The sequence below is a fragment of the Brevibacterium sp. JSBI002 genome (genome assembly GCF_026013965.1).
Taxonomy (GTDB): Bacteria; Actinomycetota; Actinomycetes; order Actinomycetales; family Brevibacteriaceae; genus Brevibacterium.
This window is the reverse complement of sequence record NZ_CP110341.1, coordinates 3,584,595-3,606,821: the sequence shown is the minus strand read 5'-3', so window position 1 is coordinate 3,606,821 and position 22,227 is coordinate 3,584,595. Positions and strand designations below refer to the sequence as shown.

The 22,227-nt window shown below is 63.6% G+C and carries 17 protein-coding genes and 1 pseudogene; 8 read left to right on the top strand and 10 right to left on the bottom strand.

Features of this window, described 5'->3' with window-relative positions; genetic code table 11:
- Positions 1–190 precede the first annotated feature (190 nt).
- The 7 genes from LJ362_RS16285 (at position 191) to LJ362_RS16255 (ending at position 8,950) form a co-directional block, all read left to right on the top strand.
- Positions 191–1,666: a uracil-xanthine permease family protein gene (locus LJ362_RS16285; protein ID WP_264800053.1), complete on the top strand. Its 1,476-nt coding sequence runs from the start codon at positions 191–193 to the stop codon at positions 1,664–1,666.
- Between the two features lie 5 nt (positions 1,667–1,671).
- Complete coding sequence (locus tag LJ362_RS16280) at positions 1,672–2,610, top strand: FAD binding domain-containing protein (RefSeq protein WP_264800052.1); 939 nt, start codon at positions 1,672–1,674, stop codon at positions 2,608–2,610.
- The gene (locus LJ362_RS16275) at positions 2,607–3,116 is read left to right on the top strand and encodes a (2Fe-2S)-binding protein (RefSeq protein ID WP_264800051.1); all 510 of its coding nucleotides are present in this window, start codon (positions 2,607–2,609) and stop codon (positions 3,114–3,116) included. The genes LJ362_RS16280 and LJ362_RS16275 overlap by 4 nt, the downstream gene beginning before the upstream one ends.
- Positions 3,113–5,500 carry an aerobic carbon-monoxide dehydrogenase large subunit gene (cutA, locus tag LJ362_RS16270; RefSeq protein WP_264800050.1) on the top strand — a complete coding sequence of 796 codons (2,388 nt, stop codon included), beginning with the start codon at positions 3,113–3,115 and terminating at the stop codon, positions 5,498–5,500. The genes LJ362_RS16275 and cutA overlap by 4 nt, the downstream gene beginning before the upstream one ends.
- Positions 5,501–5,529: 29 nt before the next feature.
- Positions 5,530–6,249, top strand: coding sequence for an SRPBCC family protein (locus LJ362_RS16265; RefSeq protein WP_264800049.1), 720 nt, complete (start codon positions 5,530–5,532; stop codon positions 6,247–6,249).
- Positions 6,246–7,652, top strand: a complete 1,407-nt coding sequence (locus tag LJ362_RS16260) for an amidase (protein WP_264800048.1) — start codon at positions 6,246–6,248, stop codon at positions 7,650–7,652. Before LJ362_RS16265 ends, LJ362_RS16260 begins: the two co-directional genes overlap by 4 nt.
- Positions 7,653–7,714: 62 nt before the next feature.
- Positions 7,715–8,950 (top strand): MFS transporter, encoded by a 1,236-nt coding sequence (locus LJ362_RS16255; RefSeq protein WP_264800047.1) that lies wholly within the window; start codon positions 7,715–7,717, stop codon positions 8,948–8,950.
- Positions 8,951–9,077: 127 nt separating this feature from the next.
- Here the strand turns inward: LJ362_RS16255 and LJ362_RS16250 are convergent, their stop codons facing one another.
- The 10 genes and pseudogenes from LJ362_RS16250 to LJ362_RS16205 all read right to left on the bottom strand — a co-directional run bounded on the left by LJ362_RS16250 (position 9,078) and on the right by LJ362_RS16205 (position 19,507).
- Positions 9,078–10,565: an amino acid permease gene (locus LJ362_RS16250; RefSeq protein WP_413774215.1), complete on the bottom strand. Its 1,488-nt coding sequence runs from the start codon at positions 10,563–10,565 to the stop codon at positions 9,078–9,080.
- Positions 10,566–10,742: 177 nt separating this feature from the next.
- Complete coding sequence (locus tag LJ362_RS16245) at positions 10,743–11,318, bottom strand: GNAT family N-acetyltransferase (RefSeq protein WP_264800046.1); 576 nt, start codon at positions 11,316–11,318, stop codon at positions 10,743–10,745.
- A gap of 103 nt (positions 11,319–11,421) precedes the next feature.
- Positions 11,422–13,215 carry an alkaline phosphatase gene (gene phoA / locus LJ362_RS16240; RefSeq protein WP_264800045.1) on the bottom strand — a complete coding sequence of 598 codons (1,794 nt, stop codon included), beginning with the start codon at positions 13,213–13,215 and terminating at the stop codon, positions 11,422–11,424.
- A 173-nt stretch (positions 13,216–13,388) separates the two neighbouring features.
- Positions 13,389–14,300, bottom strand: a complete 912-nt coding sequence (locus LJ362_RS16235) for an LPXTG cell wall anchor domain-containing protein (RefSeq protein ID WP_264800044.1) — start codon at positions 14,298–14,300, stop codon at positions 13,389–13,391.
- On the bottom strand, positions 14,297–15,157 hold the full coding sequence (locus LJ362_RS16230; protein WP_264800043.1) for a hypothetical protein: 861 nt from the start codon (positions 15,155–15,157) through the stop codon (positions 14,297–14,299). Before LJ362_RS16230 ends, LJ362_RS16235 begins: the two co-directional genes overlap by 4 nt.
- 44 nt (positions 15,158–15,201) lie before the next feature.
- Positions 15,202–15,846 carry a SipW-dependent-type signal peptide-containing protein gene (locus LJ362_RS16225; protein WP_264800042.1) on the bottom strand — a complete coding sequence of 215 codons (645 nt, stop codon included), beginning with the start codon at positions 15,844–15,846 and terminating at the stop codon, positions 15,202–15,204.
- An 88-nt stretch (positions 15,847–15,934) separates the two neighbouring features.
- Positions 15,935–16,525 carry an alternate-type signal peptide domain-containing protein gene (locus tag LJ362_RS16220; protein WP_264800041.1) on the bottom strand — a complete coding sequence of 197 codons (591 nt, stop codon included), beginning with the start codon at positions 16,523–16,525 and terminating at the stop codon, positions 15,935–15,937.
- A 179-nt stretch (positions 16,526–16,704) separates the two neighbouring features.
- Entirely contained in the window at positions 16,705–17,361 is a 657-nt protein-coding gene (locus LJ362_RS16215; RefSeq protein WP_264800040.1) for a signal peptidase I, read from the bottom strand.
- A gap of 121 nt (positions 17,362–17,482) precedes the next feature.
- A complete protein-coding gene (locus LJ362_RS16210) occupies positions 17,483–18,625 on the bottom strand; it encodes an ABC transporter permease (protein ID WP_264800039.1) in 1,143 nt (380 codons plus the stop codon).
- Positions 18,622–19,507: pseudogene (locus LJ362_RS16205) on the bottom strand (ABC transporter ATP-binding protein). Before LJ362_RS16205 ends, LJ362_RS16210 begins: the two are co-directional and overlap by 4 nt.
- A gap of 337 nt (positions 19,508–19,844) precedes the next feature.
- Here LJ362_RS16205 and LJ362_RS16200 point away from each other — a divergent pair.
- A complete protein-coding gene (locus LJ362_RS16200) occupies positions 19,845–22,223 on the top strand; it encodes a SpaA isopeptide-forming pilin-related protein (protein WP_264800038.1) in 2,379 nt (792 codons plus the stop codon).
- Positions 22,224–22,227 lie beyond the last annotated feature (4 nt).

Below are 22,227 nucleotides of genomic sequence, written 5' to 3'. Positions count from 1 at the left end.
ACTCTGGCGAAGAATGCCGAAGGGAATGCGGCGTATTTGTCAGATAATGACGTGATGTATGACTCACTGGGGCAATAGAGTCTGAACCTAAGCTGGAACGGTCCGTCAGCACCTGGTTGTCAGCTCTGGTGGCCATTCCACCGCGAGTAGGGGATCGTTCGCTGTGATGCCCGAGGGCGAGGAGAGGCATATGTCGATGTTTTCCTGGACACTTCACGGAGATGGAAAGACCATTGCGCCGGGAGGTGCCGTCGCCCCAGGTGAGCGCCTGAGCTGGGGCAGAACGGTCGGCCTCGGCGTCCAGCACGTCGTGGCCATGTTCGGTGCGACTTTCGTCTTCCCGATCATCATGGGGCTCAATCCGCAGCTGGCCGTGATGATGTCCGGTGTGGGCACCATCATCTTCCTGCTCATCGTCAAAGGCAAGGTCCCCAGCTACGTCGGCACCTCCGCGGCGTTCGTCGGCGGTGTCACCGCCGTGACTGCCCAAGGCGGCACACCCGCCGAGGTGACCGGTGCGATCATGGTCTCAGGCGTGATTCTCGCGCTCGTGGGCACGTTCATCCACTTCGTCGGCTCCGGAGCGCTCATGAAGGTGCTCCCGCCTGTGGTCACCGGCGGCGTCGTCATGCTCATCGGCTTCAACCTCGCTCCGGTGGTGGCGAGCACCTATTGGCCGCAGGATCAGTGGATCGCCGTCATCGTCATGATCTTCATCGTCTTCGTCTCCGTGTGGGTGCGCGGCTTCTTGGGGCGGATCGCAGTGTTCCTCGGTCTGGTCCTCGGCTATGCCCTCTCCTGGATCTTCGACCGCGTCTTCGGTGAGATCACCTCCTTCAGCGCGACCGCCGGAGAAGTGACGACACACTTCCGAGTCGACTTCTCGGGTGTCGCCTCGGCCCCGTGGATCGGATTTCCTCCCATGACCGACACGGCGGCCGGAGTCGTCGGAGTCCACCTCCCCGTCTTCAACGCGGCGGCCATCGTCGTCATGCTGCCGGGCATCATCGCCCTCGTGGCCGAGAACGTCGGTCACGTCAAAGCGGTGGAGGAGATGACCGGCGACCGACTCGACAAGTACATGGGTCGGGCGGTCATCGGCGATGGCGTTGCCACAGTCGTCGCAACGTCGGTCGGCGGCTCACCGACGACGACCTATGCAGAGAACATCGGTGTGATGGCCGCAACCAGGGTCTACTCCACTGCCGCGTATTGGGTTGCGGCGCTCGTGGCGATCCTCTTCGGTCTCTCACCGAAGTTCGGTGCTCTCATCTCTGCCGTGCCGGGCGGAGTGCTCGGAGGCATCACCGTCGTCCTCTACGGCATGATCGGCATGCTCGGCGCGAAGATCTGGATTGAGAACCGCGTGAACTTCGCCAATCCGCTCAACATAGTGCCCGTGTCTGCGGGACTCATCATCGCCATCGGCGACGTGAGCCTGAAATTCAGCGAAGACTTCGTGCTCTCCGGAATCGCGTTGGGAACGATATCTATGCTGGTCATGTACCATGTTGCGCGGTGGCTGGCACCTGCTGGCCTGCGCGATGATTCCGAAAGGGGAGCCGGGGGAGCAGTGCTGTCCGTCGGCAGAGAAGGGCACCAAGCACAGGTCGCCGCCACGGTTGAGCACAACCGTGGTCGTCGCGAACCGGAATCGAGCGAATAAGAACGATGAAGCCACCACCATTGCGGATCCACCGGCCGACGACGCTTGAGGACACCCTCGATCTGCTGAGTGAGCACTCGGCCGCGGGCAAGGTGCTCGCCGGAGGCCAGAGTCTCGTCCCCGTACTAAACATGCGGCTCGCCGCTCCCAGCGATCTCATCGATATCACCGCAGTGTCCGGACTCGACGAACTCTTGGTCACCGGCGATGACGGGCAGACCGAGATCATCGTGGGGGCCAGGGCCACGCATCGCCGGGTCGAACGCTCCGCGGAGATCGCCGCGGCCAATCCCCTCCTCGGTGAGGCGCTGCGTTTCGTCGCCCATCCGGCGGTGCGCAACAGGGGGACGACGGTCGGCTCCATCGCTCATGCCGACCCCAATGGTGAGATGCCCATGATCCTTGCGCTCACCGGCGGACGGGTCGACGTTCGCAGCACCCGGGGAGAAAGGTCCCTGGAAGCCGACGAGCTGAACGTCGGCCCCTTGGAGACCTGTCTCGAAGCTGACGAACTCATCACCCGCGCGGTCTTCCCCGGTCTGCCGGCCGGGGCTCGGGCCGGCTTCGACGAACTCGCCCGGCGCAGCGGGGACTACGGACTTGCGGGCGTGGGAATGATCGTCGACGTCGACGACGACACCGTGACGGGCCTGCGCTGCGGCTTCATCTCAGTCACCGACGTCCCCGAAATCCTCAACCTCGACGCTCTCGTGTCCGGGACCGGGCTCAACGATGCACCCGAGGCCGCCGATGCAGTCGTCGATGCGGTGCGGAACTTCATCGATCCCGGCGGGGACATCCACGCCTCGGCTGACTACCGTCGCCACCTCACCGGAGTGCTCGCATCTCGACTGTTCCGACGCCTGTGCCGCGGTGAGAACCCACGGAAGCGGGCCGGCGGCACCCGGAGACCAGCAACCGACACGAAGAGAGGACGAGCATGACAGAGAGCCTCGACACCGAACCGACATCGACCATCCGTCTCACCGTCAACGGCACTCTGCACGTGCTCGAAGTCCCCGACCGGAAGCTGCTCTCCGATGTGCTGCGGCAGGATCTGGAGCTCACCGGAACACATGTCGGCTGCGAACACGGAGTATGCGGGGCCTGCACCGTCCAGCTCGACGGGGAACCTGTGCGCTCCTGTCTCATGTTCGCCGGCTCGGCGCAGGGCCATGAGGTGACGACGGTCGAGGGCATCGGCGACGATCCCGAGCATCCGGCCGATGTGCAGCAGGCATTCATTGACTGCCATGGGCTCCAATGCGGCTTCTGCACCCCCGGCTTCATCACGACCATCGATGCCTATATCGACGAGAACCCGCACCCGAGCGAGGAGGAAGCGCGGGAGGCGGTGTCCGGAAACCTCTGCCGCTGCACCGGGTATCAGAACATCGTCTCCGCCGTGCAACGAGCCGCCGAGCTGCGCGCTGAGGGGGCTTCGCAATGACCACCCGCCTCTTCGGCCAGAAGATCACCCGGCGCGAAGACCCCCGTCTGCTCACCGGTCACGGACGCTATGTCGATGATGTCTCCGGCTCGGCGATTGCAGCGGCATTCGTGCGCAGTCCACACGCCCATGCGGACATCATCGACATCGATGTCTCCGGCGCCCTCGACGTCGACGGCGTCATTGCGGTGTGGACGCACGAGGACCTGCCCGGCGAGGCCGCCCAGCGGCTGCCGATGCTCATCCCGCATCCCTCGATCGTCGCCCCTCACACCGGGTACGCGCTGGCCAAGGACCATGTGAATTTCGTCGGCGAGCCCATCGTCATGGTCGTGGCCGAGAACCGCTATATCGCCGAAGACGCAGCGAACCGCATCGAAGTCGACTACCGCTTCTGTGATCCGGTCGTCGGCGTCGAAGCCTCGCGCGCCGGGACGCGAATCGTCCATGAGGGAATGACCGACAACGTCGCCGCGCACCTGGTGCAGGAGGTCGGCGACATCGATTCGGGACTCGGGGGAGCACCCCACGTCCTCGAACTCGACCTCGAGTTCGAACGCAGCGCCTGCATGCCGATGGAAGGCAAAGGCGTCGTCGCACGGTGGGATTCCGGCGACGGCAGCCTCGAAGTTCACTCCTCGACGCAGACGAGCACCGGTCTGCGGGCCGTTCTGGCCGCCAAGCTCGAACTTCCGCTGACTAAGGTCGAGGTCATCACACCTGATGTCGGCGGAGCCTTCGGAGTGAAGATCAACCATCCCTGGCCGGAGGAACTCGCCGTGGCCTGCGCCGCCCGAGCGCTCGAGACCACGGTCAAATGGACAGAGGACCGTCGCGAGCACTTCATCTCCTCCGCCCACGAGAGGGCCCAGACCCAGTGGGTCAGGGTCGGCTTCGATGACGAGGGCCGGATCCTCGGGCTCGACGTCAAGTTCTGGCATGACAACGGCGCCTACCTGCCCTATGGGGTGATCGTCCCGCTCAACACCTCGACGCACATCATGGGCCCCTACGCGATCCCGGCGTTCCGCGTCGAGTACTGGTCGCTCTACACGAACACCGTCATGGTCACCCCGTATCGCGGCGCGGGCAGAGCTCACGCCGTGTTCATGATGGAGAGGACGATGGACGCGATCGCGGCCGAACTGGGCCTCGACCGGGCCGAAGTGCGTCTGCGCAACTTCGTCCGCGAATTCCCCCATCCCATGGGCCTGCGGATGCAGGACGGAGCGGAAGGCTGCATTGACTCCGGCGACTTCGTCACGTCGCTCGACAAGCTCAAGTCACTCGTCGGCTGGGATGAGTTCGAGTCGTATCGTGAGCAGGCGCGCAGCGAAGGCCGCCAGGTCGGAATCGGACTCGCCTGCTATATCGAGAGCACAGGAGCCGGGCCCTATGAAGGCGGCCACATCGAGATCGAGTCCTCAGGACGGGTCAACGTGTGGACGGGGCTGACCTCACACGGCCAAGCCCATGCAACGGTATTCGCTCAGATCGTCGCCGATGAACTGGGAGTCCCGCTCGACACGGTCCACGTCACGACCGGAGATACGCGCAAACTGCCGTACTCGGTGGGCACATGGGGCTCGCGCGGGGCGGTAATGGCAGGCAATGCACTTCATCTCACCGCGAAGAAGGTGCGTGAGAAGGCGCTGCGGATCGCGGGTGAATCTCTCGAAGCCGACCCCGAAGATCTGGAGATCGTCGAGGGAATGGTCCAGGTCAAGGGCGATGCGAGTGCGTCGATGCCGTTGGCAGCGGTGTCAGTCCTGTCGAATCCGCTTCGCTATGCGTTCGACGAGAGTGCACGCGCCGCCACGCAATTCGCCAAGGAATCTGACGAGGACGAGCCGTCGATCCGTCCGGGGGAGCAGCCGGGGCTCGAAGAGCAGGAGTTCTTCTCGCCTCTGCGCTCGACCGTTGCCAACGGCATCCATGCCGCGATCGTCGAAACCGACCCGGAGACGGCGGATATCCGGATACTCCGATACTGCGTCGTCCATGACTGCGGGCCGATGGTCAATCCGCTCGTCGTCGAAGGCCAGGTCCACGGCGGAGTCGCCCAAGGTGTCGGCGGAGCGCTCTACGAGAAGATGGCCTATGACACCGACGGCCAGCTGCTCAACGCGTCATTCATGGACTTCCTCATGCCCTTCGCCTCCGAGATCCCGCACGTCGAAACCGACCATCTCGAGACGCCGAGCCCACTCAACCCACTGGGGATCAAGGGCGCCGGCGAGGCCGGAACAATCCCCGCTGCCACCGCCATCGCTTCGGCGATCGAAGACGCCGAAGGGATTGCGATCCGATCCATGCCGCTGGATCCCTCGACGCTGTGGCACATGCGGGCGGACCACGCCGCTGACGCCGCCCACTCCCGCTGACCTCAACCGGACACGAAGGACCGATACTCATGCTCATTGCTTCCACGGCCACCATGACCGCAGATCCGGCTACGGCGTACGCCGCCTTCCACGACGAGAAGATCCTGGCCGCGACGATCCCCGGCGTCGAAAGCTTCACCCGAACCGGTGAGAACAGCTTCGACGTCGTCCTCACCATGGGCGTCGCCGCGATCAAGGGAACGTACAAAGGCACAGTCGCGTTCTCCGAGGAGGTCGCAGACACGTCGTTCGTTCTCAGCGCGAAGGGGGCGGGCGGGCCCGGCACCATCGGTGCGGACATCTCGGTGGCCCTGGCGCCCGGCGCCGACGGCGGCAGCGACATCACCTGGGAGGCCGACGCCGTCCTCGGCGGACCCATCGGCGGAGTCGGCCAGAGGATGCTCGGCGGAGTCGCCAAACGCATCGCCAAGAAGTTCTTCGCCGATATCGACGCCGCGATCCGCGACGGCGTTCCGGAGGCAGCCATGTCCCGAGACGCTGGGAGTCCAGCAGAGGAGGGCACCGTTCTCGCCGCCGGCAACGGCGCCGAGGCTGCCGGGCGCGGGAGCGCGTCCGGGCTCGGTGCCCCGGAGGCCGTCGGTGCGCAGGCAGGCCCCGGGACCAGCGCGAACTGCTGTGCGCCGGGGGCGTGCCGACCAGTCGGAGACAGCTTCCTCGCGGGGGCTGCCGTCGGAGCGGGTGCGGCGCTGCTCGGCGTCTGCCTCGGCATCGTGGCCGGTCGTCGGTGACCTCTGAGGCTCTGACCTGGCTCTCCCTGACCGAACAGGCGGCTGCACTCGAACGCCGTGAGATCAGCAGCGTCGAATTGGTGACCGCGCACCTTGACCGCATCGAGAAGGTCAATCCGGTCACGAACGCCATCGTGACGTTCGAACCCGAGCGGGCGATCGCCGGCGCCAGAGAAGCGGATCGACGACGTATGGCAGGAGGTGACGACCTGCCGCCGCTCCTCGGGATTCCGATGACCCACAAGGACACCCACGACACCGCGGGGATGCGCACGACCTATGGCAGTGAGATCTTCGCCGATCATGTTCCGCAGCGCAGCAGCTCCATCGTCGCCCGTCTGCAGGCGGCGGGGGTGATCTCCACCGGCAAGTCGAATGTCCCCGAGTTCGCGGCAGGAGCGCACACCTCCAACCGCGTGTTCGGCACGACGCTCAATCCCTATGACCTCACCCGTTCCGCTGCGGGGTCGTCCGGCGGAGCGGCTGTGGCCATCGCCAGTGGCATTCAGGCCGCCGGAGACGGATCGGACACCGGCGGATCATTGCGTCTGCCGGCCTCCTTCGCCAACATCGTCGGCCTCCGCCCCTCGCACGGCCGTCTGCCGAAGGTGCCGCCGGAGGACCCGTGGCAATGGCTGAGCCAACCGGGGTTCCTGGCACGCACTGTCGACGACGTCGCGTGGCTCATGGAGCTGACCAGTCCGAGCGCACAGCGCCGAGACATGCGCGGGTCGGAAATCCTGTCCCGCGGCGCAGTCGACCTGCAGGGCATTATGGCAGGCTTCTCGCCCGATCTCGCAGGGCGGCTGGAACTCGAAGCCGAGGTGCAGACCGTGGTGGAGGCGGCGGGGCCGGTTCTCACCGGGCTCGGGGCGAGACTCAGCGAGTCCGTGCCTGATCTCCGCGAGGCCCGAAACGTGTTCCGCACCGCCAGAGCCTATGAGTTCGCGGCCAACCTGCGCGACATCAACCGGGAGAATCCCGGGACTCTGAAGGCCTCGCTCCAGGCTGATGTCGACGCCGGGTTGGCGTTGACTGCCGATGATCTCTTCGACTTCGATCGTGCGCGCGTGCGGTTGTGCTCGGCGATGAATGATTACTTCACCACACACGACGTCCTCGTCACCACCACGGCCCAAGTGCTGCCGTTCTCCGCCGAGGACGAGTATCCGAAGATGATCAACTCGCGTCCGGTCGAGGACTATATGGCATGGGTCGATTCCACAACGCTGTTCTCCGCCACCGGGTGCCCGGCACTGAGCGTGCCTGCCGGTTTCAGCGCTTCCGGACTGCCGATCGGACTGCAGATCATCGGCCCCGTCGGCGGTGAGGAGATGGTCCTCCACGTCGCTCGCTGCTTCGAGGCGGCGACGGGGCACGGGCACCATCGCCCCTCGCTGTGACAGGCGAGAGTGGTGGAGGAGATACTGGAAGGAGAGAATGTGAGCGGAGGTGACAGGGCACTGTGAGCGAACAACGCAGAGCGGAGGCGGCGGTCGTATCGAATAGTCGACGCACAGGCAGTGGGTGGACTCTGGCTGCGTCGACCTATGTGTTCGCCGTGGTGATGATCGGTGTCACCCTGCCGACCCCGCTGTACCCTCGCTACCAGGCAGAATTCGGGTTCGGCAGCACACAGACGACTCTATTGTTCTCGGTCTATGCCGTAGCTGTCATCGTCTCTCTCATCTTCTTCGGCAGATTGTCCGAGGCCTGGGGGCGCAAGCCGCTGCTGAGCGCTGGAGTCCTCTTGTCAGTGGTCTCCGCCCTGCTCTTCATGTACGGCAGTCACCTCGGATTGCTGTACACGGGGCGTGTGATGTCTGGAGTCGCGGCGGGCATCTTCACTGCGACCGGAACGGTGGCTGTGCTGGAGAACGCCCCTGAGGGCCGTCGCCGTTTGGCGACCTCGCTCGCGACGGCCGCAAATATCGGAGGTCTCGGGCTCGGAAACCTCATGTCGGGAGCGGTCGCGGCAGCGCTGCCGCGACCCCTGTTCACACCGTTCCTCATCCACGTGATCCTCCTCGGCCTCGCAGGCGCTGCGCTGCTGGGTGTGAGGGAGAGCGTGACGACCCGTTCGCACTCTCTGGCCATGCAGCTTCCGGCGATCCCGCCAGAGTCCCGCGTTGTCTTCATTCGGGCTGCACCTGGAGCTGTGTCGAGCTTCGCCATTGCCGGATTGTATTCGGCCGTCGCCCCGAGCTTCATGCATCAAGCCCTCGGCATTCAGTCGTCGGCTGTCATCGGAGCGGTGGTCTTCGCACTGTTCGGAGCTTCTGCGGCGTGTCAGCTGCTGTTCCAGAGCTTGGCTGACCGGACTCTGGTCCTGTGTGGTGGCATCATCCAGATCGCCAGCATGGGTTCTCTGGCGGCTGCGTTGCTGACTGACTCGACTGTACTTCTCGTCGTCTCCGCTCTCTTTGGCGGAGCTGGCCAGGGTTTCCTATTTGCTACGGGGATGAGGGCGATCACCGCCGTCACCGAGGTCCGCAACCGGACAGCCGTGACGACGTCGTACTTCATTCTCGCCTATCTGGCGATGTCGGCTCCGATCATCGGGGTCGGCGTGCTGGCGGTGCTCACTGGACTTGTTGCGTCGACGGTCACCTTCGCTGTTCTCGCCACTGTGGTGTCCTGTCTGAGTCTCCTCGGACTCGGACGGTGGAGCAGCCAACGTCGCGGTGTCGACGGGCAGTGAGGACGATGCCTACATCTGGCTGCGGGTGGGCTTCATCGCCTGTTGGATCGTCGGAGCCGTCACCGTCGGGTCGCTGACGCTGCGCCGCCGGACGCCGTGAGTCGCAGCGACCTCACGAGCCGGGTCGTCAGCTCCTTCCGGAGCCCATGGGTTCGGTGCGGTCGGTGAGCGCGAATGGCCGACGTCCCTGCCCGCGGACGAACGCGATGTAGCACAGCCACAGTGCCGCCACCCACAGCAGACCGACCCACAGGGCCGGGCGGGAATCGGGGACGACCCCGATCATGACGACGATGAAGACGATGAACGCGAGCGTCACCCACGACCCCACCGGCCACAGCGGAACAGGGAATTCGCTGGGAAGGCGGGCCTCCTCGGCGATCACCTTCTTCATCCGGATATGGGCGACGAGGATGATCAGCCAGACGAGGACCGTGGCGAAGGTCGCGAGCGCGCCGAGGAGGAACAGCGCCTGATCGGGGTAGAGGTAATTGAGGACGACGCCGGCCAGGAGGGCGATGATCATCGTGATCACGGTCATCACCGGCACGCCATTGCGGGAGGTGCGGGCGAAGGACCGTGGAGCTTGCCCCTGTTCGGCAAGGCCGTGGAGCATCCGTCCGGCGCCGAAGATATCGGCGTTCATGGCGGACAGGGCAGCGGTGATGAGGACGATCTGGAGGATGGCGGCGGCCGCGGTGAAGCCGACGGAGTCGAAGATCGCCACGAAGGGACTGATCTCGGAGGTGATCTGATTCCACGGCAGGATGCACATGATGACGCCGAGGGTGAGGACGTAGAAGAGGAGGATGCGCACCGGCACCGAGTTGATCGCGGCCGGGATCACCTGCTTCGGATTCTTTGCCTCACCAGCGGTGACGCCGATGATCTCGACGCCGCCGAAGGCGAACATGACGATGGTGAACGACGAGAGCAGACCCCAGAACCCGTTGGGGAAGAAGCCGCCGTTGTGGAACAGCGCCTGCGGCCCCATCTGGTCATGGTCGACGATGCCGAAGCCGAAGATGATGATGCCTACGCCTGCGACGATGAGGGCGATGATCGCGGCGATCTTGATGAGTGCGAACCAGAACTCGAGCTCACCGAAGACCTTGACGCCGAGCATATTGATCGCGGCGATGAAGAACACGACGGCGAGCACCCAGATCCACTTGGGCACATCCGGGAACCAGAAGCCCATGTAGACGCCGATCGCGGTGGCGTCGAAGACGGCGACGAGGACCATTTCAAAGGCGAACGTCCAACCGACGAGGAACCCTGCGAAGGGGTGGATATAGGTGGAGGCGAACTGGCCGAAGGAGCCGGAGACGGGGTGGCGGACGACGAGTTCGCCAAGTGCCCGCATGACCATGAACACGGCAGCTCCGCCGATGATGTAGGCGAGCAGCACGGCGGGTCCGGCGGCTTGGATGGATTCCGAGGAACCCATGAACAGTCCTGTGCCGATGGCGGAGCCCAACGCCATGAACCGGATATGGCGGGCAGTCAGGCCCCTCTTCAGACCGGCGTTGCCTTCATCTTCGACGGGTGCGGTGGAGGCGGTGGATTCGGCGGTGGGACGCGACTCAGTGCGGTCGTGGTCGGCTGATGCCATCGGTGTCTGCTGTCCTCTTCTCGTGGGCTGCCCGTGACCGGCTTGCCCTCTGGATCCGGAAGGAGCGTCTGCGGCCACCTCAGAGTCTCATATCGGAGGGGCAGGCGACTACGGAGGGTGACACAAAGAGGCGGAGATCTCAGAAAATCAGCTCGGACCGGCGTGGTGGCGGATCGGTTACGCCTGGTGCCGGTCGCTGGAGAGCATCCCGAAGACAAGTGTGTCGGTCCATTCGCCTTTGGACCACAAGTCCTTGCGCAGGTGCGCTTCCTGCCGCATCCCGATCCTCTTCGCCAAGTTCGCCGAGGTGGTGTTCCGAGCATCCATCTGCGCGAACACCCGGTGGAGGCCGTAGTGATCGAAGGCTACGTTGAGGACGGCGATGGCCGCCTCGGTGGCGAATCCATGACCACTGGCAGCGGGATCGAGGATCCACCCGACCTCCGCCTTCTCATCGCTGTCGTTGTCGAGCCAGATCGCAATGTCGCCGATGACGCGTGATCCCTCGATGTCTTTGAGTCCGTCAGCGGTTTCGACGACCAGGGCCAGGGCACGGGATTCGGTCTCGAGCCCCGTTCTCGGGATGCGTTCTGAGACCTTGGTCCGGGCCACCTCGGCGGTCCAGGGATCTTCGAGGAGGAACTGGGCGACGTCTTCGCGGGAGAAGATCCGCAGCTGCTCCTCGGCATCCGATTCGACGTAGGTGCGCAGTCGCAAGCGGTCGGTGGTCAGCGGGAAGTCGAGGGGTTCCATGTGCCCACTGTGCCAGGTCGACCTGTGGGAAAGACGAACGGTGCCGGACGCTTCGCTGGGAAGCGTCCGGCACCGTTGTCAGTCTGGCCGCAGTCGGGCTATGTCAGGCGGTGAGGATTCCGCGGCGCTTGGCCATGCGGATCAGGGCTGATCCGCCGATGATTGCGGCCACGCCGAAGAAGATCGCCGCACCGATCTCGACGCCGGTGCGCGGCAGGGTTCCACCGCCACCGCCCGCCAGGCCCGGACCTTCGTCTCCGCCGCCGGTCGATGCATTGCCTTCGCCGCCTTCGTCTCCGCCGTTCGCGTCCGCTCCGCCTCCGGCAGAATCGGACGATCCGTTGGAGTCCTCGGACCCGTTCGAGTCGTCGCTGCCTGCCGCACCATCGTTGCCACTGGCATCGGACGAGCCTGCGGCATCGTCGTAGCCGTTTGCGTCATCAGATCCGTTCGAGTCGTCGTTGCCGTTCGCGTCGTCGCCCGGGTCGCCGGGCACTTCGGCGTCGGGATCGAGTCCCAGGCCGTCGGCGATCGTGTGGTGCATGTCGGTCTGGTCGGTCAGTCCGACGACATTGGCCGCACCCGGGCCGTAGGCGGCGATGCGGATTTGCGTGCCGGTGTGACCCTGCGACTCCTCTTCGTCGGCGGTCGCGTAGTTCATCGTCATGTCGGAGCCGTCGGCGGTGGTCAGGGTCCGGGTGAGACCCGGGGTGTCCGAACCGGCGCTGACGATCTGGCTGGTGTGAGCATGATCTGCGGTGGTGATGACGAGAGTTTCGCCGTCCTCCTTCGCGAAGTCGAGGGCTGTCTTGACCGCCTCGTCGAGGTCGACGGTCTCACCGATCTGACCGCACGGGTTGGCTGCGTGATCCTGCTTGTCGATGCTCGCCCCCTCGACCTGGAGGAAAAAGCCCTTGTCATTGTCGAGCAGATCGACGGCCTTGTTCGTCAGTTGATCGAGCTTCGGCACGTCCGAGGTGCGCTCCGGGTTGTTCTTGCACTTCACGGCCGGTTCGGTGCCGCCTCCGTGGGTGGCCTTCGGTCCCTCCCAGCGAACGGGGAAATTGCCCTCTGTGAAGAGACCGAGTACCGGTGCATCTTGGTTCGCCTCGGTGACGGAATCGAGTGAGTCGGAGTCGTCGACGAGCTGGTAGCCGCGGTCCTGCGCCTGCTCACGCAGCGTCTTGTCCTTCCAATCGCCGGCGGTGGCCTTCTGCTCGAAGGAGGCCGAACCGCCGCCGAGAGTGACATCGGCGCGAGCATTGAGGATCTGCTCGCTGATCGACCCGAGGCCGCCGTTCTCCAGCGCCTCACCAGAGCAGTCCTTGGCCGTCTCCTCGGGGCCGTAGCAGCCGCGTTGGCTGATGTGGGCGAGCTGCGCGGCCGGAGTCGCGTCCTGGATCTCCGCGGTCGAGACGTCGCCGGTCTTCATGCCCTTGGCGCGGGCCATCTCAATGAGAGTCTTGTGCGGGTTGCCCTTGCGGTCGACGCCGAGCGCCCCGTTGTAGGTCTTCGTGCCCGAGGACCAGCCGGTCGCGCTCGCTGCGGAGTCGGTGACGTAGTCCGGTTTACCGGTGTCCTTGTCCACCGCGTACGTCGTGTACTGGCCGGTCAGGGGCAGCTCATCGAGACCGTCAAAGCGACCGTGGGCGCCCTTCGCATAGTTGCGGGCAGCGGTGATCTCCGAATCGCCCATGCCGTCGCCGATGAGGAGGATGACGTTCTTCGCGCCGGAGTCCTCGACCGCGTCGCGGATGGCGTCGGTGTTGTCCCCGTCGAGTTGGCGGGCTCCGCCGGGTTCGTCGATTCCTGAAGCCTGGGCGGGGCTTGCGAATCCGAAGAGTGCGAGGCTGAGTGCGCCGGTTGCCGCGGCGAGACGCAGGGTTGTCCTGGCCATGTGCAGTCCTTTCGTTGAGGTGCACAGACGCTCACCGAAGCGGAGTTGTCGGGACGATTCGAGCGGTGCCGGAGGCAGGGCTCGGACGAGTGCGTGAGCGTCGTGTGCGAGCAGACGGCCTCCAACCTACTCAGCATTCACACAAGGTGAGTGGAGGGAACGTGAAGCCTGAGTTAACTCGCAGTTCGGCCTCTGCGCCATCGCACAATGGAGACGGCAAGGACGCCGAGGAGCAGCAGTCCGGCACCGACGAGGAGCACCGACACCGACCCGAGGCCTGTCCGCGGAAGCGAACCGTCGGCATCGGAATCTGAGTCTGCGTTTGTGTCCGCAGCTGTGTCTGACTCGCCACGATCTGTGCCGTCGGCGTCTGAACTGCTTCCACTTCCAGCGTCCGAATCAGCACCTGAACCTGAGCCGCCGTCGGCCTCGGTGCTCTCGTCGGCGTTCGCTTTCGAATCTGAAGTGGCAGTGGCTTCGCTGCCGCCGTCTGCTGAAGAGTCGTCATCCTGATCTGAGCCGGAGACATCTGCACTGCTCGATGCACTGTCGTCGGAATCGGCCGTGGAGTCCTTCGGCGGAGGCGTGGGTCCGACGCCATCGCCTTGAGCGGTGACGATGACGCGGAATCGCGCTTGTTCTCGCTTGGTGTCGTTCCCTGCAGATTCGGGGAGGCGAACGGAGATCGTAATTGATTCCTTGTCACTTGGGGAGAGCGTGCCGAGCCAGAATGGGGATTCGGTATCAAGTGCTTCGCCGAGGGGTGAGGATACAGAGTCGCCGAAACCGCTGATCGTGACCTCGGCGGAGTGATGGAGTGGGCCATGCGGTGAGGTGGATTCGAACCGGATCCCGGTCGTGACGTCCGCTTCGGTCGTCTGCGAGACGACGAGCTTCTCTGTCTTCGTGTCGCCGGGCACGAAGGTGAGGTCGGTGAAGAGCTTGCCGGGTGCGCTCCCATCGGGACGGGTGACGACGATCTGCCCATCGGCGCTTGCCGAGATGGGGGCGAAGGTCGCGAGGACCGAGCTGAGGACGAATGCGGCTGTTGCTGCCATGATGGCTCGAACAGTGTGGTGGCTCATTCCACGAACACCTCGAGCACCATGTCATCGGTTGGAGTGGTCGAGCCCCACCATTCCATGACTACCCATTCGACCTGACGCCCGTCGGAGCTTGAAAGATAATTGCCGTATGGGGCGAGGTTCACGGTTTGAACGGTGGGCTGAGATAAGAACGAGCCGGTCCATGTGCCCGCGTCCTTCCAATACGCGTTAGCCCGGTACGGGACACTGTTCGTCAATTTCCTTGAGCTCCCGGTGTCCCCGTTGAACGCTGCGGCGAATGTAGGGGCCGGGGTGACATCGTAGTTGTGAGTCAGGGTTGTATAAGGCGGAACCTTCGTCGGATCGGATTTTGTGCGCCCTGAGGACAGAAGCCAGGAGTATAACTGTCTGTCGTTGTCTTTCAGAGTGCCGCCTGAGGTGCCGTTCCGATGAAGCTTGCTGATGATCTGCCCAAAGCCAGAAGCAGGACTGAGTCGTCGAGAAGGAAGTCCAGAACCGTTTTTCGGCGGCAACCATGTGAAGTCCGTCGATGCACTTCCGTTGCGCCACGCGGTGACCTTGAGACTGGAGTTGTTAGTCAACCGGCTGGAGTCGCAGGCCCAGGTTCGAATCCCCAGCCGGCCGTCCCCTCCGCCAGCGCCGAATTCTCCATTCCGGACTACAGGGACGATGATCATATATGACACTTCTGATCCGCCCCAGTTCTGTCGGTCGAATTCGTTCAGCCGGTAAACATTAGGGTGCTCCGTCGGATTGGGAACCGAGCACCAGCGACCGACGCCGCCAGCGGTCTGGCCCGCTGTCGCTCGGCTGGTGAGGTAGGCCGTCGTTACGCTCACTGGGACGAGCAGCAGAAGTGCGGCAAGGATTGCCATGACCATCCACGCTTTACGCGTCGTCGGTTTCGGAAAGCGATGCGTCAAGGCTTGCCTGCTTGTTTGAGCTGTAGCGAGTTTCTCATCGTGAAGATGGACTGGACGTCCAGGCTGGCGCTGCGGCGGTTGAGAAGTTCGACGGCGACGTCGACTTTCTTCCCTGCCGAGTTCGTCGAAGTTGCCGGCATCGACAGATCGAGAGTGAAGGTCGCCGTGCCACCGGGTTTGAGAGTCTTGCCGAGATCGATTTTGTGGGAGAACCCGCTGGAACCGAAAGCGGAGCTGGGAATGACCTTCTTCGTGCCGTCGATGGTGGCGGAAGCGCGCAGATAGGAACGCATAGCTGCGTAGTCATCGTCGTTCGACGGAGACCCGACGATATCGACTGTCCCCACTGCAGCGGTCGCCGACTTCGTCGAGTTCGTGATTGTGTATGTCCACCGTTGAGCCTGGACTCCGGGGATGATTCCCTTGCTGCCTGAACTGGGGTAGATACTCGGATTCGTACCGTACGACACGTCCGAGGGACCCGACTGAGAGATGTCAGCCTCAAGACTCCCTGCACTGATCTTCGCAGTTTCGGATTCTGCAGAATCAGACCACGCCGCATACGTCGCTCCGCCGCCGATGAGCAGTGCGCCGGCCGCAGCGGCGGCTGCGGCAGCGAACACTGCGCGACGGAGAGACATGTGCGTACTCCTCAGGTAGAGACGGGGATTGAGGAAGAGTCGAAGGGTGGGTCCGAAACAGCCGAACCCACCCTGAAGGTGATGTTGATCAGTTGCCGGGGACCTGGGTGAGGGTGTAGTCCACAGCGAAGTTGAGTGCACCTAGCTTGGCATCGTTGTACTGACCCTCGGTTCCCCACGGGAAGGTGATCGTGGTCGTCACCTCGACCGAGCCGTCACCTTCACCGGTGAGCGTTTCGCCGTCGAGGGTGAGGCCTCCGGTCGCGTCAGTCAGGCCGCTGGCCGCGAGATCCTGGGCCGTGATGGCTTCGGCAAGTGCCGCGTCAGCATCAGCGGCGCTAGAAGGCGTCACATCAAGGTTGCCGTTGAACTCAGCCTTGATGTTCTCGCCTTCGAGGGTGACGGGAATCGACTGCGTGTAAGTGAGAATGTCGCCGGGGACGATCTGGTCAGAACCGGGGTTGAACGCCACCGGCTCGGTCGCTGTGCCGGATCCGTCGCCTTCGTGGCTGATCTCCCAGCCACCACCGGCGGGGGTGCCGAGGTCGAGAGTTCCAGAGGAGATGACTCCGTCGCCGCCTTCTGCTTCGTCGGTCCAGAACGAGACGGTGCTGGCACCGCCGACGAGGAGAGCGACGCCGATGCCGCCTGCGATGAGTGCCTTCGTTGATTTCTTCACGTGTGCTCCTGTGTGTACGGGAGGGGTGGTTGTCGACGCGTGAAGTCATCAAATAGTCACTTACCGAACTTCACCTGCGCCATGGTGCACATATTCAGCATCCATGAATGATGGTAGCCGTGAAAGTTACAACAGGCAATGTAAATTGTGCGAAAAAGGAGTGACCTTGACCGCAGAGTTCATTGTTTGATACCGGGGTCAGATGAAGGGCGTTTCGTCCGTCGATGCTCGATGAAGCTGCGGATCAACATGATGACTGCGTAGCCGATGAGGCAGACTCCGACGATCGTGGCGATGGTTTGTCGGCTGCCCATCGGCACTAACTGGCCGAGGTATCCGACGTAGGGAATGTGGTAAGTGACGACTCCTCGGATCTGTTGGGGGCGGACAGGGAGGGGATCTTCGGCGTTGTTCGCATCTCCCTGGGTCCGATAGCGAGTTTTGCCTTCGACGACATCCACCGCCACGACGCGGTGTGTCACTGTCAGAGGCTCTCCGGACTTCAGCTGATAGGTCACGACATCGCCGAATGCGACCTCGCCGGCTTCGGCATGCTTGGACACGACGATCGAGCCGGTCGGAATGGTCGGCTCCATCGATCCGGAGATCACCGTGAACGGCTCTGCTCCGATGATTTTCGGCACCACAACCGTGACCACGATGATGAGCGCGAAGATGCCGGCCAGTGTCCACGCGACCACCTGAAGGACGATGCCCAATCGGCGCTTCCAGGGGGAGCGGGAGTCCGCGAATTCTTCTTCACGGCGCTGTCGACGGCTGACCGGCGGCGGATCGACCTCCGGCGACCGGGCGTCATCAGAAAAATTCTCGGACATGCTTCCAGTCTGCCATTTTGTGACAGCCGATGTTGTCAGGATCGGTGATACTGAAATTCGCCGTCGAGGACATGTTAGAGCTCAGCTGTTAACTTTCGACATCTCAGACATGCTCGCTCTGTCACCGCTTCAGCGCCTGCCCCCACGACAGCTTCGGACCCGACTTCAGGATCGAGCGCTCGAAGATCCTTGTGGCCAGCAGAAGGGCGAGCAACGTGGTGACGATGAGGATGAGCAGGGACACCAGCGGTTCCCACCATTCGATGGTGCCGAGGAAGACGCGCATCGGCACGGCCACCGCCGCCGAGAACGGGATGTAAGACAGCACCGCCATGACCGTTTCATTCGACGAGAAGATGATGACGCCCATATACGGCAGGAAGATGAGCATCATGATCGGCGTGCTCGTCGAGGGCAGATCCTCGGTGCGCGAGACCATCGAGGCGGCGGCCGCGTAGAGCGCGGCGACCATGACGAAGCCGACGATGAAGAGCGGGATGAACCAAGCGATCGGTTCGGCAACCTTGCCCAACACCATGTCGTTTCCGCTGATGGCGGCGCCCGCAAGGACCGCGAGGGCGGTGAGCCCGATCTGCGCGAAGGCGAGGATCGTGCACGCGATGACCTTGCCGAACATGAGCACCCGCGCCGAGGTGGATGCGAGCAGGATCTCGACGATCCGTGACTGCTTCTCCTCCACCACGGACGAGGCGATCGTGTTTCCGAACGTCATCGCCGCCATGAAGAACACGAGCCCGAGCCCGAGCCCGATGAAGTAGGTGAGCACCGGGTCCGGGGCATCCGGGTCGAGCAGCTCCACCTCGGGGGTGAGGCTGAGTGAGCCGATGAGCGACTCCGGAGCCGACCGCAGCGACAGGACGGCAACCCCGGTCGGCGAATCCTCTGACTCGACGACTGCAGCTTCGACCTTCTCGGAGTTGATGAGGGCTTTCGCCTCGTCGACATCAGCGACGGCGACGGGTTCGACATCGTCGATCCCTTCGATGGCTTTCGCCCCCGCCGAGGTGACCGCCACCTCGTCCGTGGAGGAGAACAGTGAGGGCAGCGCCCCGGAGACCCCAACGAGGACACCGAAGAGGACGATGGACAGGATCGTCGAGACCATGAAGGCCTTCGACTTGAGACGGACCATGATCTCGCGTTCGACGACGAGCCCCATAGCGGTGGTGAAGCCGGCACGGCTCGTGGCGGTGCGGGCTGTGGGGGTGCTGTCGGCTGCGGTGGTCGTATCGGTGGTACTCATGACTGCGTGACCTCCTGGAAGAGACGGTTGAGGGCGACTTCGTGCGGAGCGAACGACGTCACCGAGGACACGGTGAGTGCGTGGCGCAGGACCGCCTCGGCGGCATCGGCATTCGGGGCGGTGAACCGGGCCCAATTGCCGTCGAGTTCGACGACGGAGATATCGGGCAGACCGCGCACCCAGCCGAGGTCCGCATCGGTATGCAGCGTCCATTCGGGCAGGCTGCGTTGGCGGCGCAGCTCCGTGGTGGTGCCGGCGGCGACGAGGCGGCCGTCATTGATGATGACGAGGTCGTCGACGAGGCGTTCGACGAGGTCGAGCTGGTGGCTGGAGAACAGGACGCGCGCCGGAGGAGGCGAACGAGGTGAGGACGTTCAGAGTGCGGTCGACGGCGACGGGGTCGAGTCCGGAGAACGGTTCGTCGAGGACGAGCGCCTGCGGGCCGTGGATGAGTGCCGCCGCGATCTGCACCTTCTGCTGGTTGCCGAGGCTGACCGATTCGAGGGTGTCGGTGGGTTCCCCCTTGAGTTCGAGCTGTTCGAGGAGGTCGAGGCCGCGCTTCTTCGCCGCCTGGCGGGTGAGGCCGTGGAAGCGGGCGAGGTAGACGAGCTGATCGATGATCGGCATCTTCGGATAGAGGCCGCGTTCTTCGGGCATATAGCCGATCGCGCCGCGGTGGTCGGCGGTGATGGGGTTGCCGTCGACGAGGACACGTCCGGAGTCCGCGGCCAGCACGCCGAGGAGGACCCGCATGGTCGTGGTCTTGCCGGAGCCGTTCGACCCGACGAAACCGGTCATCCTGCCATCGCCGATGTTGAAGCTGAGATCGTGCAACACCTGTTTGTCGCCGAAGCTGCGGTTGATGTTCTCCAAGGTGATCATGTCTCAACGCTATGCGGAGACCGGTGCCAGCGGATCAGTCTTAAGGGTGAATTCGAGCTTCTACCTGCGGGGGAGGCCGGCGGTGGGCCGGCGTCTTTGTAATTGAAAAGCTAACTACTGAGTAGTCGAAACCGAAACTACTCAGATGGTCGCGGACTACTCGAATACTGCTGAAGGGCAGGGTCTGAGCAATGAAGTTGAGGCTGCGATTCCATAGCTTGGAGGAGTTCGACCAGCTCCTCTCTCCCCATCCCCGAAATCGATCGCACTTCGTCGTGCGCGCTCAGGGACCCGAAGCGAGCTGAAACACCTTGCTCGACTTCGAAATGAGGAATGTATGACCCGGTTAGGTCTGCGCGTGCGCGCCTGGTGGGCTGCACTCACCGCTGTGCTCCTGGTTGCCGCCGGCGGTGCCATCGTGCTGCCGGCCGCTCCTGTCCAGGCGGCACCGGTGTCGATCAGCTGCGAGCCCGGCGTCGTCTATTCGGTGTCGGCCGGTGGGCAACTGCGTAAGATTACCTCTGCCGGTTCGCAGAACGTCGGTGACTATGCCACAAAGAAGGATGATCGCAACCGCGATGTGCCGGTGACTTCGTTCAATGGGCTGGGAATCGGCGAAAGTGGGTCGCCCATTTATGCATACGAACGAACAAACTCGGCACAGACTGTCGAGATTTACCGATTCGATTCTTCGACAGGGTCCTGGAAATCAACCGGAGCCAAACAAAGCCGGAGCGGTGTCCAGTTCATCGGCGGTGCGGTCGATCTGTCGACCGGCACCTTCTATTTCGGCGGGTTCAACGGCGGAGGTACGACGTTTAGCCTGTACTCTTACGATTCGTCCGACAACAGCATCTCGTTGAAGGGCACCATCGATACGAGCGCCGGCTCCGGTGGCGCGGCCAACGGTGACATCGCCTTCGATACCAACGGCAACCTCTTCATCGTCAGGGGATCTGGAACCACAACAACCGTCTTCTCAGTGACTTCGGCCAACTTGGCGAAGGCAAACGGCGGCACCATCTCCTCGTCGAAGTCCGCGGGCTTCACGACGAACTCCAATGTGAATGGCGTGTCCTTCGACGCCGCCGGCAAGGCGTATCTCGGCACCGGCGACACCATCACGAGCTACGACATGCCCAACTGGTCGAACAAGCATTCGTTCGCCAGCGGATCTTGGTCGAGCACCGACCTCGCGTCGTGCTCCTCGCCGGCGACCATCACTCTTCAGAAGGACGTGCAGGGCGGGCGTGCGAAATCGAGCGATCAGTTCGGTCTCTCCCTTAAGCAGGGCAGCACGGAACTCGGTGCCACCACAACCACTGGGACTCAGGCCGGGATCCAGGACGAGATCGTCGGACCACTGCCCGCCAAGCGCGGCGCCGAGATTGTCTTCTCCGAATCCGCTGCCACAGGTGCCGACCTGGGCAACTACGCCAGCACCTATTCGTGCGCCGTCGATGGCAAGGCACTTTCGGGTTCCGCCGGTACCGGAACCTCGGGCACGGTGACCATTCCCACCACCGGTGACGCCGTGGTCTGCACGATTACGAATGCTCCACTGACCGCCAATGTCTCGATCCATAAGGACGTCGTCGACGAGAACGGTGAGAACAAGAAGCCGGGCAAGGATTGGACAGTTGGCGCGAAAGCGACGGCCACCACTGACTCGGTGACCTCAAACCCCACCGCTGCCACACAGAAGACCAACTCTAACGGCGACGCGAAGTGGGGACTGAAGTTCTCGAAAACCACCGGCCGGGCCACGGTTGCGATCTCCGAAACCCAGCAGGACGGCTTCGAGTTCAAGAGCGGCTCCTGCGAGATCACCCATCTCGACGGGTCGAAGGACACGAAGAAGCTCACCAGCGACAAGAGCACCGATCTCACCGGAATCAAGCCGGGCGACAACGTCGACTGCGCCTACGTCAACAAGGTCAGCGACACCGCGCTGACCCTGGTGAAGAAGGTCGACAACAAGGCCGCCGCCGGCACCGCCAAGGACACCGACTGGACACTCAAGGCAGCCGGTGACACCGCCTCAGGAAACAAGACGATCGAAGGCAAGACCGGATCGACCGAAGTCACGAAGGCTAAGGTCAAGGCCGGCAAGTACTCACTGTCCGAGGCGGGTACTCCGAAGGGCTACGAGGCCTCCGACTGGGTGTGCAAGCCGACCTCCGGCTCCGGAGTCGTCACCTCTGACAAGAGCTCCGTGACCCTGAAGTCCGGTGACGACGTCACCTGCACCATCACGAACACCGCGAAGACCGGCGCCGTGACCTGGGGCAAGACCGACGAATCCGGCAACGCACTCAAGGGATCGGTGTGGACCCTCACCGGACCCGACGGATCCGAACTGACCATCGAGGACTGCGCAGCCGCCTCGGCGAGTGAATGCAACGGTCAGGACAAGGACCCGGTGGCAGGGAAATTCTCGGTCACCGGCCTCAAATGGGGCGACTACACGCTGACGGAGAAGAAGGCCCCGGCAGGATACATCCTCGACGACACCCCACACACGTTCACGGTCTCAGGGTCCGAGCTCGACAAGAAGCTTGGGTCGTACACCAACGAGCAGAAGCCCCAGGTGGCGCTGCCACTCACGGGTGGAACCGGAAGCCAGATCTACCTCATCGGCGGAGCAGCACTGCTCGCAGCCGCCGGTGCCATCGCACTTCTCAAGGGCCTGCGCCGCAGGAACCGGAAGCACTGAAAGG

Excerpts from the sequence above, each read along its gene's own strand:
- LJ362_RS16285 (WP_264800053.1), top strand. The coding sequence starts at position 191 with ATGTCGATGTTTTCCTGGACACTTCACGGAGATGGAAAGACCATTGCG.
- LJ362_RS16280 (WP_264800052.1), top strand. The coding sequence starts at position 1,672 with ATGAAGCCACCACCATTGCGGATCCACCGGCCGACGACGCTTGAGGAC.
- LJ362_RS16275 (WP_264800051.1), top strand. The coding sequence starts at position 2,607 with ATGACAGAGAGCCTCGACACCGAACCGACATCGACCATCCGTCTCACC.
- cutA (WP_264800050.1), top strand. The coding sequence starts at position 3,113 with ATGACCACCCGCCTCTTCGGCCAGAAGATCACCCGGCGCGAAGACCCC.
- LJ362_RS16265 (WP_264800049.1), top strand. The coding sequence starts at position 5,530 with ATGCTCATTGCTTCCACGGCCACCATGACCGCAGATCCGGCTACGGCG.
- LJ362_RS16250 (WP_413774215.1), bottom strand. The coding sequence starts at position 10,565 with ATGGCATCAGCCGACCACGACCGCACTGAGTCGCGTCCCACCGCCGAA.
- LJ362_RS16245 (WP_264800046.1), bottom strand. The coding sequence starts at position 11,318 with ATGGAACCCCTCGACTTCCCGCTGACCACCGACCGCTTGCGACTGCGC.
- phoA (WP_264800045.1), bottom strand. The coding sequence starts at position 13,215 with ATGGCCAGGACAACCCTGCGTCTCGCCGCGGCAACCGGCGCACTCAGC.
- LJ362_RS16235 (WP_264800044.1), bottom strand. The coding sequence starts at position 14,300 with ATGAGCCACCACACTGTTCGAGCCATCATGGCAGCAACAGCCGCATTC.
- LJ362_RS16230 (WP_264800043.1), bottom strand. The coding sequence starts at position 15,157 with ATGGCAATCCTTGCCGCACTTCTGCTGCTCGTCCCAGTGAGCGTAACG.
- LJ362_RS16225 (WP_264800042.1), bottom strand. The coding sequence starts at position 15,846 with ATGTCTCTCCGTCGCGCAGTGTTCGCTGCCGCAGCCGCCGCTGCGGCC.
- LJ362_RS16215 (WP_264800040.1), bottom strand. The coding sequence starts at position 17,361 with ATGTCCGAGAATTTTTCTGATGACGCCCGGTCGCCGGAGGTCGATCCG.
- LJ362_RS16210 (WP_264800039.1), bottom strand. The coding sequence starts at position 18,625 with ATGAGTACCACCGATACGACCACCGCAGCCGACAGCACCCCCACAGCC.
- LJ362_RS16200 (WP_264800038.1), top strand. The coding sequence starts at position 19,845 with ATGACCCGGTTAGGTCTGCGCGTGCGCGCCTGGTGGGCTGCACTCACC.